This is a genomic window from Tenacibaculum adriaticum, from assembly GCF_008124875.1.
GTDB classification, from domain to species: domain Bacteria; phylum Bacteroidota; class Bacteroidia; order Flavobacteriales; family Flavobacteriaceae; genus Polaribacter; species Polaribacter adriaticus.
In genome coordinates this window covers 191,667-205,595 of the sequence record NZ_VNIA01000003.1, presented here as the reverse complement: position 1 = coordinate 205,595, position 13,929 = coordinate 191,667, and the positions used below count along the sequence as shown (strand labels likewise).

15 protein-coding genes are annotated in these 13,929 nt (G+C 29.6%); 8 read left to right on the top strand and 7 right to left on the bottom strand.

Annotation, left to right across the window (positions count from 1 at the left end; genetic code table 11):
* The first annotated feature begins 2 nt into the window (after positions 1-2).
* From C7447_RS09920 to rlmB, 3 genes are all read left to right on the top strand, one after another.
* Positions 3-845: a hypothetical protein gene (locus C7447_RS09920; RefSeq protein WP_148870363.1), complete on the top strand. Its 843-nt coding sequence runs from the start codon at positions 3-5 to the stop codon at positions 843-845.
* A 22-nt stretch (positions 846-867) separates the two neighbouring features.
* The gene (locus C7447_RS09915; RefSeq protein ID WP_148870362.1) at positions 868-1,740 is read left to right on the top strand and encodes a hypothetical protein; all 873 of its coding nucleotides are present in this window, start codon (positions 868-870) and stop codon (positions 1,738-1,740) included.
* 86 nt (positions 1,741-1,826) lie between these two features.
* Positions 1,827-2,564: a 23S rRNA (guanosine(2251)-2'-O)-methyltransferase RlmB gene (gene rlmB / locus C7447_RS09910; RefSeq protein ID WP_148870361.1), complete on the top strand. Its 738-nt coding sequence runs from the start codon at positions 1,827-1,829 to the stop codon at positions 2,562-2,564.
* 23 nt (positions 2,565-2,587) lie between these two features.
* On the opposite strand, the gene C7447_RS09905 is transcribed toward rlmB, so the two are convergent.
* Positions 2,588-3,295: a rhomboid family intramembrane serine protease gene (locus tag C7447_RS09905; protein WP_148870360.1), complete on the bottom strand. Its 708-nt coding sequence runs from the start codon at positions 3,293-3,295 to the stop codon at positions 2,588-2,590.
* A 76-nt stretch (positions 3,296-3,371) separates the two neighbouring features.
* Between C7447_RS09905 and C7447_RS09900 the strand changes: the two genes are divergently transcribed.
* The 3 genes from C7447_RS09900 (at position 3,372) to C7447_RS09890 (ending at position 5,813) form a co-directional block, all read left to right on the top strand.
* A complete protein-coding gene (locus C7447_RS09900) occupies positions 3,372-4,643 on the top strand; it encodes a replication-associated recombination protein A (protein ID WP_148870359.1) in 1,272 nt (423 codons plus the stop codon).
* A 42-nt stretch (positions 4,644-4,685) separates the two neighbouring features.
* Positions 4,686-5,255, top strand: coding sequence for a sigma-70 family RNA polymerase sigma factor (locus C7447_RS09895; protein ID WP_148870358.1), 570 nt, complete (start codon positions 4,686-4,688; stop codon positions 5,253-5,255).
* A 66-nt stretch (positions 5,256-5,321) separates the two neighbouring features.
* Positions 5,322-5,813: a VOC family protein gene (locus C7447_RS09890; protein WP_211354913.1), complete on the top strand. Its 492-nt coding sequence runs from the start codon at positions 5,322-5,324 to the stop codon at positions 5,811-5,813.
* A gap of 61 nt (positions 5,814-5,874) precedes the next feature.
* Here C7447_RS09890 and C7447_RS09885 read toward each other — a convergent pair whose 3' ends face one another.
* From C7447_RS09885 to C7447_RS09870, 4 genes are read right to left on the bottom strand one after another with little or no spacing between them, the layout of a single operon-like run.
* Positions 5,875-6,630: a hypothetical protein gene (locus C7447_RS09885; RefSeq protein WP_148870357.1), complete on the bottom strand. Its 756-nt coding sequence runs from the start codon at positions 6,628-6,630 to the stop codon at positions 5,875-5,877.
* Between the two features lies 1 nt (position 6,631).
* Positions 6,632-8,023 (bottom strand): DUF5723 family protein, encoded by a 1,392-nt coding sequence (locus C7447_RS09880; RefSeq protein ID WP_148870356.1) that lies wholly within the window; start codon positions 8,021-8,023, stop codon positions 6,632-6,634.
* A gap of 2 nt (positions 8,024-8,025) precedes the next feature.
* Entirely contained in the window at positions 8,026-8,571 is a 546-nt protein-coding gene (locus C7447_RS09875; protein WP_148870355.1) for a hypothetical protein, read from the bottom strand.
* A 33-nt stretch (positions 8,572-8,604) separates the two neighbouring features.
* Positions 8,605-9,288, bottom strand: a complete 684-nt coding sequence (locus C7447_RS09870; RefSeq protein ID WP_148870354.1) for a YjjG family noncanonical pyrimidine nucleotidase — start codon at positions 9,286-9,288, stop codon at positions 8,605-8,607.
* Positions 9,289-9,364: 76 nt separating this feature from the next.
* On the opposite strand from C7447_RS09870, the gene C7447_RS09865 reads away from it, so the two are divergent.
* Both C7447_RS09865 and C7447_RS09860 read left to right on the top strand, forming a co-directional pair.
* On the top strand, positions 9,365-10,471 hold the full coding sequence (locus tag C7447_RS09865) for a glycosyltransferase family 4 protein (protein WP_148870353.1): 1,107 nt from the start codon (positions 9,365-9,367) through the stop codon (positions 10,469-10,471).
* Positions 10,468-11,730 (top strand): oligosaccharide flippase family protein, encoded by a 1,263-nt coding sequence (locus C7447_RS09860; RefSeq protein ID WP_148870352.1) that lies wholly within the window; start codon positions 10,468-10,470, stop codon positions 11,728-11,730. Before C7447_RS09865 ends, C7447_RS09860 begins: the two co-directional genes overlap by 4 nt.
* Here C7447_RS09860 and C7447_RS09855 read toward each other — a convergent pair.
* A complete protein-coding gene (locus C7447_RS09855; protein ID WP_148870351.1) occupies positions 11,720-12,625 on the bottom strand; it encodes a hypothetical protein in 906 nt (301 codons plus the stop codon). The two genes, C7447_RS09860 and C7447_RS09855, sit on opposite strands and share 11 nt — an antisense overlap.
* A complete protein-coding gene (locus C7447_RS09850; protein WP_148870350.1) occupies positions 12,625-13,929 on the bottom strand; it encodes a polysaccharide deacetylase family protein in 1,305 nt (434 codons plus the stop codon). The genes C7447_RS09855 and C7447_RS09850 overlap by 1 nt, the downstream gene beginning before the upstream one ends.

The window sequence follows — 13,929 nt, the reverse complement described above, 5'->3', positions numbered from 1 at the left end:
TCATGAAAAAAATAAAAAATTTATTATACATATTAACTGCAGTAACCTTACTTTATTCATGTGATAGTGAAGAGAATGGTACTGTAGGTACTATCGGACACGGAGCTATAGTAACTATAGCAGATTCTTCTGAAGGTAAACTTTTAGGATCAGCAGTTGATTCTGATGATTTAGAGAATTCACAAGTTATCTTTTCTGATACAGAATTAAACCTTACCGTTGATTTAGCAACAGGGGGTGATAATGTAAGTAATTATGAGGTTGTAAAAACTTATAATGGAGGTAGTGAAGTTGTAGTTGCTTCTTCTGCAACACTTCCTATAAATATAAGTTACACAACTCTTGCAGATTATATAGATGATCTAGGATTAGAAGAAGCTAACCTTAGAATTGGTGACGTTATTACATTTAAAACTAAAATGACAACTCCTGATGGTGTTTTTTATGCTGCGAGTACAGAAGGTACTTTTAATGTAACTATAAACTGTTCTGCAGATTTAACAGGAACATATTTAGTTACTAACAGCTCATGTAACCCTTCTTTTACAACTACAATTTCTAAAAATGCTGACGGAACTTGGCATATTGGAAGTGGTGATGGAGGTTGGTTACACCAATGTACAGGAAATACTAGTTTATTGAATTCAGCCAACATAACTGTTGTTTGTGGTAAAATTCAACCAACTGGTGATTTAGATTATGGATCTAATGGTGGCTCTTATGATATTGGAGATATACAAGGAGGTACTTGGGATCAAGCAACAGGTGTTCTAACTATGGAACATACGCAAACTTGGTCGGCTAGTCGTGATGGTTCTTGGACTTCAACGTATACAAGACAATAATAATTTATAAATAGAAAAGAACATGAAATATAAATTTTTAAAAGCAACTTTTGCTATTGGTGCCTTAGCATTAATGGTAGCTTGTGATGACGATAAATACACTGGTGCTAGTACATTAGAATATGTAGCTCCTACTGTTACGATTACTTCAGCTAATGGGTTTGATATAACTACATCAGAAAATGACATCCCAGAAGATGATGGTCTTACTTATACAATAGAAGCTTCAATTACTGAAGCTGTTCAAGCAGATTTAGTACTTGACATAAAACAAATTGGTGGAACATCTGTAGAGCATTCTGATTTTGAAACAAGTGGTTATATTTTAATACCTGCTGGATCTACATCTGGTAGTGGTACGGTTACTGTTTATAAAACAGGAAATGCAGAACCTAATGAAACATTAACATTGTCTATTGGAGCCAATGAGCAAAACTTTAAAGGAAGTGAAACTTTAAAGATTTCAATGTCTGATGACTATATTAATGATGTTTTAGAAGTTACAGCAGATTGGTCTGGAGAATTTACATATACTGCTAGTGTAGGTCAAGTAACAATTGATTTATGTGATATTGATATTGATGTTGTTTTATTGACAGAAACTGGTGGTTTAGTTGATTATACTGCTGCAACCGCCTCTTGTCCTGAAAGTGGTACTATTTCTGGTTTAGCAGATGGTAAATACTTACTTGCTTTAGATTTGTATGAAAACCCTTTTGTTGATCTAAATGCTAATGGTCCTGTACCTGTAACAATAACATACTCTCAAGAGTACAATATTGAAGCTACAAGTTTTGTTTATTCAGGTTTTACTACAGACACAGCTCCTACAACTATAATTGCTGCTGAGATAGAGGTTGTAAACGGTTATGTATATACTGTTAATCCTCTATAAGTTTATTTATTAATAATAAATTTAAAATATAAAACCACCTCAATTGAGGTGGTTTTTTATTCATACAATATAACTACATTTACAGCATGGAAAAAGACACAACTATTTTTGGTATTAGAGCCATTATTGAAGCTGTAGAAAGTGGATCTACAATTAACAAAGTATATTTCCAAAAGGGACTGCGTGGAGATTTATTTTTTGAATTAGAAAAACTCATCAAAAAGAATAAAATTTCTACAAGTGTTGTTCCTACAGAAAAGTTAGATCGTTTATCAAAACATAACAATCATCAAGGAGCGGTCGCTAAAATTTCTCCTATTGAGTTTGCCGATTTAGATAGTTTAATTGAAGAAACTTTAGCTTCTGATAAAACCCCTCTATTCCTCCTACTCGATCAATTATCGGATGTAAGAAATTTTGGCGCAATTATAAGGACTGCTGAATGTACTGGTGTTAATGGAATTATCATTCAAAAAAGTGGAAGTGCACCCGTAAATGCAGAAACTATAAAAACATCTGCTGGAGCTGCTTTTAAAGTTCCTATTTGTAAAGTAGATCATATTAAAGATGCTATTTTTCAATTAAAAGCTGCTGATATAAAATTAGTAGCGGCTACTGAAAAAACAGAAGACTCTGTGTATGACATTGATTTTAATCAACCTATGGCAATCGTAATGGGTTCTGAAGACAAAGGTGTTAGTACTTCCGTTTTAAAAATGATGGATTACAAAGCAAAACTACCCATGTTAGGAGAGATAGGATCATTAAACGTTTCTGTTGCTTGTGGTGCCTTTTTATACGAAGCTGTAAGACAAAGGCTATAAAAAAAGCCTGTTAAAAACAGGCTTTATTCTTCTTCGTCAGCTAAGTATACATACTTATAATTTAATTCACTCTTGGTTTCTTCAGGTTCTACAGGTGGAATATAGTTACCATTTTCATCAAACATAGTATCAAATGCTGTTTTGGAAAACTGAAATTTTTCTTTCACAATTCCTCTGTTTCGATAAATTATTGCTAAAGAAAACCCAATAATAAGACCTGACAAATGTCCTTCCCAAGAAACTCCTTCTTTAATTGGTAAAACATACCAAATCATACTTCCGTAGAGAAAAATAGTTATCAACGACATCGCTACCAATCGATAATGTTTTTTTATGATTCCGCTAAAAAAAACAAAACTGAACAATAAATATACAATTCCGCTAGCACCTATATGAAATGATTCTCTCGCAATAACCCATGTTAATAGTCCTGTTAAAAACCCACCGATTAATAAAACTCTAAGGGCAACATCTTTATAAAAATAGAAAAGACTTGCACAGAGTACAAATAAAGGTATTGAATTATTAAAGAGATGACTTATATTACTATGAATAAAAGGAGAGATAAAAACACCTTTAAAACCACTCAGATTTCGAGGATAAATTCCAAGTTTATTAAAATTCCATCCAAATTGAATTTCTAGCCAGTAAACAAACCAAATTAGAAAAACAAACAAAAAAGGAAGTACAAAAACAGACTGTGAAAATTTAAATTGATTGTCATTATTCATAAAGTCTAAATTAGCAAAAATGCAACCAATTTAAAATAACCGAAGTTCTGTCAGAAATCTTTATTATTTTTACTTTATGAATGCACCTTTGGCAGAAAGAATACGCCCAAAAAAGCTTGATGATTATATTAGTCAACAACATTTGGTAGGCAAAAACGGTATTTTAACCAACCATATTAAACAAGGAATAATTCCTTCGTTAATTTTATGGGGACCTCCCGGAATTGGAAAAACCACTTTAGCTAATATTATTGCTGAAGAATCAGGACGCCCTTTCTATACGTTAAGCGCTATTAGTTCTGGAGTTAAAGATGTACGTGAGATTATTGATAAAGCAAAGAAAAGTGGTGGGTTGTTTACCCAAAAAAATCCTATTTTATTTATTGATGAAATTCATCGTTTTAGTAAATCACAGCAAGATTCTTTATTAGGTGCCGTTGAAAAGGGTTGGGTTACCTTAATTGGTGCGACTACTGAAAACCCAAGTTTTGAAGTAATACCTGCCCTACTCTCTCGATGTCAAGTTTATATATTAAATTCATTTGATAAAAATGATTTAATCGCTTTACTCTACAGAGCTATGGAAAAGGATGAATTTTTATCAAAAAAAAATATAACCTTAAAAGAAACCGATGCTTTACTACAAGTTTCTAGTGGAGACGCCCGTAAGCTGTTAAATATTTTTGAATTATTAGTTTCTTCTGAAGATAAAGTAGAAATCACCAATAAAATGGTTCTTGAAAAAATTCAGAAAAATACAGTTCGCTATGATAAAACTGGTGAACAACATTACGATATTATATCCGCTTTTATAAAATCAATAAGAGGAAGTGATCCTAACGCAGCTGTTTATTGGTTAGCAAGAATGGTTGAAGGTGGTGAAGATGTAAAATTTATAGCTCGTAGAATGCTCATCTTAGCTTCCGAAGATATTGGAAACGCAAATCCAACAGCCTTAATTTTGGCAAATAACACCTTTCAAGCAGTTTCTGTAATAGGACATCCCGAATCTCGTATTATATTAAGTCAATGTGCTATTTATTTGGCAAATTCAGCAAAAAGCAATGCTTCCTATATGGCGATTGGAGAAGCGCAGAATTTAGTGAGAAAAACAGGCGATTTATCCATTCCATTACATTTACGTAATGCTCCTACTAAATTGATGAAGGATCTTGATTACGGAAAAGATTATATGTATTCTCATAATTACTCAGGTAATTTTATAGAACAGGAGTTTTTACCTGATGAAATAGCAAATACTAAATTGTATGAACCAGGAAATAACGCTCGTGAAAATAGTTTTAGAGAAATCTTAAAACAACGTTGGAAAGGTAAATATAAATATTAGATTTTAACATAATTTAAAAAAACTCATACTTATTAACATAAAATGAAAATAGAAAAATACAATCAAGTATGGGACATCTGGATGGAATCAAAAGACAGGCTCTATAAATACATGAAATCTAGGTTTAAAAATGAAGAACTCGCTAAAGATGTTACACAAGATGTTTTGTTAAAAATACATAAATCCTGTTGCTCGGGTAAAGAAATAGAGAATATTAATTCTTGGCTTTTCCAAATTACACACAATGTAGCATTAGATATTCTTAAAAAAGAAAAAAGACAACAAAATTTAACTCAGTTTAGCAATGATAAAGATGAGAATATTTGGGTAAAAATTTCTTCTTTTTTAGAACCTATGATTGATTTTTTACCAGAAAAATATGCTCTTCCTCTAAAAATGTCAGATATTGAAGGAGAAAAACAAAAGGATATTGCTTTGAAACTTGGGCTTGGACTTAGCGCGACAAAAAGTAGAATACAACGAGCCAGAGAAATGTTAAAAAACGAAATATTAACTTGTTGTAATTTTAAATTAGATAAGAATGGCATCCCGATTTATGATGAAGTATTATCTGTGTGTAAGCCTCTTAAAAAACTAAATCAAAAAAAGTAAAAATTTTGCGTCTTTTTAAGAATAAGAAAGTCTTGCTATAAAACTTAATTCTTAAAACAAAAAAAGATGAAAACATTTCACGTTCATGTAAGAGTAAAAAACTTAACAGAAAGTATTAACTTTTATAATTCTTTATTCAGTTCAAAAGCTACAATCGTTAAATCAGATTATGCAAAATGGATGCTAAACGACCCTAAAATTAATTTTGCTATATCAATTGGTCATAGTGAAACAGGAATAGAACACTTAGGGTTACAAGTAGAAAGTAAAGATGAATTACATCAGGTATATGCTAATATGGAAAACGCCAAAGGAAAAATAGTAGAAGAAGGAGAATGTACCTGTTGTTATTCTAAAAGCCAAAAATCATGGATTACAGACCCTCAAGGAGTAGATTGGGAAGCTTTTTATACACATGGTACTTCAACTGTTTATGGAGAAGGAATAAATGCTAGACCAGCACCAGAAGCTATGGCAAAATGGAATGGAAATGATAACATAGAAATGAAAGTTGAAGATACCAAAAATTGCGATGGAAGTTGTTCTTCAACCTTATAAGATTACAAAGAAAAAGCAAGTTTAAATACTTGCTTTTTCTTTCATAATATCATTTTAAAACCTAAAATTTAATCTTATATTCTTTGGTAGTTTTATTTCCATTTTGATAGAACTCAACAGTCCAGAAAGTGTTATTTTTGTATAAAATACCGTTTTTATTTTTAATAATAAATACATCCTTTACATTAGTGTTTAAAATTTCAAAAACTACTTCTGGTTTTGTATTTACCAATTGAAACCCATTTTCTTTTACTTGTGCATATAAAACCTCAACAGATTCATTTACTGTAACAGGGTTTTGATTGATTACAATAACATTTTCTTTTCCAACAACAGGAGCTCCTTCTTTTTTATCAATTTTACCCCCTTTAACAACTACCTCACTCTTAAAAGGAACATATTTATAACCCAAAGCTTTAACTGAATTAAAAGCCTCTCTAATGGCTTCTTGATAAGCTTTTTTATATTCCTTATTCTTGCTTTTTCCTTCTGAAGAAGTATACACCACTTTGTTAAAACAATCTCTTAATTCAATAACACTTTTAGTGGTGAACATACCCGATTTATCTTTAACATTCGCTGTTAGTGCAATACACCTGTTATTTGATAAATCATCAGGGAAACTTTCATTGCTTAAGAAAGCAGTAAATCCGTATTTATTAAATAAAAATTTTGTTAATGAACTTGTTTGATATTTATCTGCTTGATTTAAAAACTCAAACTGCTCTGGTACTATAATATATTTATAATTATTGATGTTTTTTTGCGCAAAAATTGTTGAACAAACAAATAGTAATAAAAAAGTTACTCTTTTCATATTAGTTGTAAATTAAATTAATTCCTAATTGGAACGTTGCTCTATTAGCATCTGCAATATCGGAAAGTTGAAAGATATTATCTACCATTCCATAAATATTTAACTTCCAAATATTCGCAGAAACACCAACTCCAAAGTTAGTGTATGAAAAATCATCAATTGTATAAGTGAATTTTGTGTTTAAATAATTAGAGAATTTTCTTTCATAAAATCCAGTTAAAGCAAATGCAGTTCCATTGGGGTGAAAAACGGAATACAACTGTGCTCCTACTGCATTATCATAAAAATCTTTAAAAGTTATATCATGACAATTTAATTCATTTCTGCTTTTCCCAAAACTATATCGGAATGAACTATTAAATTTTATAGGGCGCATAACCGTATAAGACTCTCTATTCTCTTCTCTAATCACATTCGCATCAAAATCATCTTCTAAATCTGCCCAGTAATTAGTATTTTGATCATCGTATTGAAATTCTACTCCAGAAAAAGTATAGCTTCCATTTACAGTACCATTTCTAGTGTTTTTTGAATAGCTTACAAAACCAATATCAAGTAAACTTGCTGTCAATTCAATTTGTTCATTATAATGATACGTTAAACCAACATCGAACCCTAAACCAAAATTACCCCCTAAAAAAGTACTTCCAAAAATACTTCCTGCTGAAATATCGACTTCATTTTCTTCATCATAAATTCCAGAACTATAAACTCCTGCATCTATATTATTTAAATGATGAACATATATATTGTCTTGACCTTCTCGAGTTGTAAATGTTCCGGAATTACCTGTTGAAGTTACATTCATAGAACCCGAATAGATTTTAAAACGAGCTCCTGCTGTAAATTCATTATTAAATCTACGTGAAATACCAGCATGTAAAACCCCTAGTACATCTCCTTTTGCACTTATATCTGAGATAGAAAATGTTTTATTCAAATATGCGGCATTTCCTTCATTTATTAAGGTGAAAATATCTTTCGGCAAGCTCATAAACACATCTGCTTCAGTATAAAAACCAACACTTAAATAATCTCTATCATTAAGCTTGTAACCACCACTTAACACTTCTATTTGTGTATTTATGTAGGCGTAATCTTTATCTCCCAGTTTGTCTATGGCATTTCTAAATTTAGTATTAAAATCAGTTCCACTAAAAATACCTATACCATCATCTCTAAATACATCAGCAACTGTAATACCTGACATATTTCCGTTAAAAGATAATCCTGATAAAAAAGGAATTCCGACATGATATTTATAAGTAGTTTCTGCTCCTGGGTTTAACAATAACCCTTGTGGTATTTTATCAAAGCCATATAAAATTTGTTTATTTTGAGCTTGTGTAGTCATCAAATATAATAAAGAAAGTGCAAGTAAGATTTTCCTCATAATTAATCTATTCTAAAATAAAAGATTCCTGCTGATTTAAAAACAAATGTTCTTGGATCGTTGGGATCTATCGTAGAACCATCAGAACTAGGTAACAATCTTAATATCACTTGAATTTTTCTTGAAAGTAAGAATTCTTGATGATCTGATATAACCAAAGTTTCTATATAGTTAAAATCTTCATCCTGTGCGTTTATTTTGAGAGTTGAAATTCTGTATGTTTCTATATCATTATCATCTAAAAAAATTAAATTAATTTCAAAATCTCTATTAAAAGTATTAACAACTTCAAATTGAAAATCAATTTTTACTAAATCTTCTTGAGCTGTTGTATTATCTAACATTGTAAAAACTGTACTTTGAGAAATTGAATCAATTTCAATACCGCCCATCACTAAATCGTTTTGATCCAAATTAAATTTCACTAAAGAGACCGCCACTTCTGGAGTTATTTCAAAATCTTGAGCTTGATTAAAATCGATATCTTTAACACATGAAGTTACCAATAGTAGTGTGTTAAGTACGATAATTTTTAAAAATGTTTTCATGTACTTTGTTCGTTTAACCGAAACGGATAAAGATTATAAATATTGCTTTATTTCCATTAGAGAATTCACCTTTGCAAAACTGTTTGTACTAGTTTTTTTATAAATATCGAAATGAATAGGTAAAATACCTGTATTAAAGGCTCCTAAAACATCTGCTTCATAACTATCTCCTATCATTACACAATCTTGTGCTGGGGAATTTACTTTTTCTAAAGCATACTCAAACACTCTTGGATTTGGTTTTTTTACTCCAACACAATCTGAAGTTACAATAATATTAAAATATTGCTTAATATTCGATTTTTCTAGCTTTTGAAATTGAACTTCTTTAAATCCGTTGGTTATGATATGCAATTGATATTTCTTTTTTAAATACTCTAACAAGTCTATAGAGCCATCAATTAAATGATTGTATTTTGGCAAATACTCTATATAATCCACAGCTATTAAATTGATTAATTCATCATCAATATTAAATTTTAAAGTATTAAAAGTATCTTTCAAACGCCCGTAACGTAAATCGGCTTTACTTACTTTTTCTTCTCTGTACAATTCCCAATATTTATGATTTATAGGAATATAAGTTTCAATAAACAATTCAAAATCAAAATCTATATTTTGTTCTTTAAATATTTGCTGAAAAGAAAGTTTTGAATTTTTGTCAAAATCCCACAATGTATGATCTAAATCGAAAAAGATATGTTTGATATTATCCATAGTTTCAAAAATAGTAGTAATTAAAGAATATACCTTATTTTCGTGATTATTTTTTAGGTAAATACTTTATTTTTAAGTGGCAAATAAACTACATATTTTGTTTTTATGCGGTTGGTATCCTTCTCGGGTACTTACCAATAATGGCGATTTTATTCAAAGACATGCACAAGCAGTAGCTACTAAACATAAAGTTTCCGTTTTACACATTATAACCGACAAAAATTGTAAAAAAAAAATTGAGATTAGCATTGATAGAAAAAAAGGGGTAACTACTTATATTGCTTATGTAAAACAAACTAAGAACAGATTAATAAAAGGTTATAGGTTTTATCTAGCCTTTAAAAGGTTAATGAAATTAATTGGAGAAATTGATTTGGTTCACCTTAACGAAATTTATCCGTTTGGTATTTTTATATTCTTATTAAATAAGCCTTACATTATATCCGAACATTGGACAGGATATCATCAGCCACAAGCTAAAAATTTAGCTAAAATTCATTTATTTTTATCAAAAATAATTACTCGAAACGCTACATTTATATGTCCTGTTTCTAATAATTTAAAACAAGCTTTGGAATTTTTAGGTTTAAAAGGAAATTACCAAATTGTTCCTAATGTTGTTGATACTCATATTTTTCACCCTATAACAAAATCAAAAAAAACAGTATTCACAATCCTTCACATCTCCAATATGATTGATGAACACAAAAATGTATCTGGTTTAATTAGTGCTGTTTCTGAGCTTAACTTCCCTTATCAATTAATCTTGATAGGTGAAAATTCTAACCAATACAAGTCGCTTACTAAAAGCCTTGGTCTTTCTAAAAATGTAACATTTATAAATCATATTCCGCATAATGAAGTGTCTAAGTATATACAACAAGCTGATGTTTTTACATTATTTAGTAATTACGAAAACCTTCCTTGTGTAATTTTAGAAAGTTTTGCTTGTGGCATTCCTGTTATTTCTACAAATGTTGGAGGAATTAGTGAATTTTTTCCTGAAACTTTTGGGTATCTGATTAAAAAAAACAAAAGACATGAGTTAGTTGAAAAGCTAACTTTATTGTATCAGAAACCTATTAAAAATGAATTAGAAATGCACAACTATGCAAAACAGCATTTTAGCTACAAAAATATTGCTACAGACTTTTCTAAACTTTACGAAAAAACAGTTTCATGAAATTGCTCACAAACTACATACAGCAATTTTTAAGCAGAGCAGGAAGTTACGTCTTAGTTGCTACAATTATATCTCGTTTACTTTCTTTTTTTGCTTCATGGATTGCTCTACAGTTCATAGATAATAAAGAATTAGGAGTCATTTTATTTGCGTGGAATATTATAACTTTTTTAATTCCTTTTATCGGTTTTGGCCTGCCTCAAAGTTTAATTCGTTACGGAGCTTTACTTACGAATACAAATGATAAAAAAATTGTTTCAAACTATGTGGTTAAAAATGGAACTTTTGTAAGTTTTTTTTTAAGTCTCTTAGTTACAGCTTTTAGTTTATTATTTTCTTTTGAATTTGAAAAAACAGATATTTATTTAACTGTCTTTTCTTTGAGCTTCATTCCTCTCTTTTGGTTTGAAGTTATTAAAATTAAGTTACGATTAGAACACAATAACAAAACCTTTTCTTTAGTCGAAGTTGTATATAATTTGATTTTAGTTCTGCTCGTTTTAATGCTAAGCTATTTATATAAAGAACTTGGTTATGTTTGGGCAATAGTCCTAACACCTACTTTAACTTCATTTGTGTTCTTTAACCGGCTTCAGTTTAATTTGAAGCAAACAAAAAAACTTAAAATTATAAATAGAGAATTTTGGAAATATGGTTTTTTTGGTGGATTATCGAATGTAGCAACTTTATTGCTTTTTTCCATAGATATTTTACTAATTGGTAATTTATTGAAAAACTCAGAAGCTGTTACAGCTTTTAAATATGTCTCTCTAATTCCCTTTAGTATATTATTTTTACCTCGTGTTTTTATTGCTACAGACTTTGTTTCCTTTACTGAAAACATAAACAATAAAAAATATATTTTTGATTACATAAAAAGCTATGTTTTACTATTTACGCTTATTAGCATATGTTATTTCAGCTTTTTTTATTTTTTTGCTGATGAAACCTTACTATTGTTCGATAAAGGGTTCACTAAATACAAATTAAGTTTTTTAATCTTAAATTTTGGGGTTTGTGGGATTTTAATTTTAAGAGGGTTGTTTGGGAACCTATTATCATCTATCGGGTTAGTAAAAATTAACTATTACATTACGTTGGTTGCCTTAGTTATCAACTACACTAGCAATCAATTACTTATACCAAAATACGGGATAAAAGGAGCAGCTATTACATCAGCAACCTTAATGTGGTTCACGGGAGTAATGTCTGCTTTTACTTTTTTTTATTTTTACAAACGTATTCGTACTACCTCTTAAACCACTTTAAAAATTTGGGTAAATTATTATATTTTAACTGAATATATTTTTCATCTTTGCCCCCAAAACTCAAAAAATATTTAGCAATATTTTTCATTGATGATCCGCCGAAATCGAAAACATCAAAATTTGGTCGATATTTAAAAATTGCTCTGTCTATTAAAAAAGTATTTGCTCCATTTTTTCTATTCTTAAAATCGGTTGAAGAAACTAAAATAGTAACTCGTTTGTTATATTTTAAAAAGAAACCAGAGGCAACTAATTTGTCGTTATTATCATAAATTGATAAAATTTCTCCAGCTTTTTTCTCAATACAAATTTTCATCACCTTTAAAAGAATTGTGTAATCCTTATCTTTAATTTTCTTAACTCTTTTACCAACATTCGCTTTGAACAACTCAATTAGTTTTTCAGGATTATCATTCCACCTTTCTATTAAATCATACTTCTTTGCTCTCAGTAAATTTCTCTTTCGGTCTTTTTTATATTTTAATAAAATAGTATTATAATCTTCTTTCAAGCTTAAAATTTGAAGATTTTTTTCTTGCTGAAAATCATCGAACATAGAAAAACAATTCTTAGAATTTGTTCGAATTTCCACAAACTTAAAATCCTCTAAGAGTTCAATCAAAAATTCATTTTCATCTTCAATTTCAATAGAAAAGATTCCGAGCTGCAACACCCAAAATGGTGGATACACATATTCCATAAAATATTTTTTCCGCCAAGGGATTGGCATTACTGCTTCGTAATTGTTAAGCACCAAAACATCCCAATGATCACAAACAATATCTAAATACCAAGAAAATCCATAGATGTTTGATTGTATAGAATTCTTAATACATGCATTATACTTTTCTATATCTAGCTCTTTTCTTGTAACTCTAATAATCATTAGCTTGAAGCTATTTTTAGCATAGACCCATATACTCTACTCCACCCCCTCCAACGTAAATATCCACTTAAGCTCTCATTATGAAAAAGTGTAATAAAAGTTCCGTTGACTCTTTTTACCTCATTTTTTAAATCACGTATTTTCCCTAAAGATTGTTTTGGGGTAAGTTTCATGTAATCATTCAAAGTCGTATCCATTAAGGCAAACGGGAAAACTTTTAACGGCGTTTGAATTTCAAAATCGATATCATAAAAATAAAATGGTGTACAGGTACTTGCTCTAAAACCAACATGACTCGCATAACCCATAGAATAATCCTCTTGAATTTCTAAATCTATTAAATCTTGGTATGTGTCTGGTAAAGTAAATCGTAGATAATGTTGTCTAGAACGTATCATTGGCATATTGGTTATATGCTCTAATCGCTCTTTTTCTTTTTTTAATAACTCTATATTTCCCATAGTATAATACGAAGGATGCAATCCAACACGAGCATAATCTACCATATCTTTAATGAGTAATCTAAATTTTTTTTTTGAAGCTGAAATGTTAGTGTCGAAACTTGTATAATCACCTATTAAAAAGAAAAAAATTGTACGAACTTTAAACTCTTTTTTATAATCAATAATTTTAAAAAAATTATCAAAAGGGTCTTTTTTTATATTGAAACGAACCGCAAAACGATCCCATAGATTAAAAATATTCAACCTATATAAATCACTTACAATACCTCCAACTGATCTAATAATACTTTTATATTTATATGCAAAAGCGTTATCTACATCTATTGTCGAAATAAATTTATAGGTCCGTTTTTTATATTCGTATTCAGGAAATCTCTCTTTAATTACTTTAAGTAATTTATAAGCCCAAATATCAATTAATGGTTTCTCTAAAAAATCATGTTGAAATGCTAAACTTTGCTCTGCTGTAAAACGTCCATGTTTATCTTTTAGATGAGGTAAATATTCTTCATATCTAGTAATTAGGTAAAAACTCGCAGAAAAAATATCGAAAGGAATTGCTGATTTTATTCCTGTTGCGAAAAAACAAGGTGCTTCCTCCCATTTTGAAAAATTGATTTCTAAATCATTTACTCCTTGTTGAAACAGTAAATTAGTACTTTTAATAAAAAATTCTTTTCCTAAAGCTACAGAGGTATACGATAATTTCGGGCCATTATATGCAACAAAATCTTCAATTTTCGAAGTAAAATCAATTTCAATCTTTAAAGTTCGAGTAAAAATGTGCTTAAATATGTAGCGAACTCTAGGGGTAATTTTATGGGTATATATCAGTATCAT